1 pseudogene is annotated in these 638 nt (G+C 61.9%); it reads left to right on the forward strand.

Features of this window, described 5'->3' with window-relative positions:
• Window positions 1–638, forward strand: a pseudogene (locus HMPREF3143_RS26380) (Ig-like domain-containing protein); the annotation flags it as partial.

A 638-nucleotide genomic window follows, 5' to 3' on the forward strand; every position in this document is an offset into this window, starting at 1 on the left:
CAACAGCATCGAACATACTCAAAACCTGATCGTCAGCGGATCCAGCGACGGGCTGGCACCGGGTACGGCGCTGACCGTCAACGTCAACGGCAAAGACTATGCGGCCACGGTGCTGGCGGACGGCAGCTGGAGCGCGGCTGTTCCATCAGCGGACGTGAGCACGTGGCCGGAAGGCACCGTCAAAATCAGCGTTACCGGCGACAGTTCAGCGGGTAACCCGATTACCATCAGCCACGATGTGACGGTAGATCTGGCGACCGTTGCCATCAGCATCAATCCGATTGCGACCGACGACGTGATCAACGCGGCGGAGAAGGGCGCGGATCTGGTGCTGTCCGGTGCGACCATCAACGTGGAAGCCGGGCAGACCGTGACCATCACCCTGAACGGCAAAATCTATAGTGCGACAGTAGACGACAGCGGCAACTGGACCTGGACCGTACCGTCTGCGGATCTGGCTGGCCTGAAGGACGGCGATGCCAGCGTGCAGGTGAGCGTCACCAACGTGAACGGCAACAGCGCCTCGGCGGGACGTGAGTACAGCGTGGATGCCACCGCGCCGACCGTCACGATCAACACCCTGGCGACGAACGACATTCTGAATGCCGCCGAAGCGAAGAGCGATCTGACCGTGTCCG

The organism is Enterobacter sp. HMSC16D10, assembly GCF_001807145.1.
Taxonomy (GTDB): Bacteria; Pseudomonadota; Gammaproteobacteria; order Enterobacterales; family Enterobacteriaceae; genus Enterobacter; species Enterobacter roggenkampii.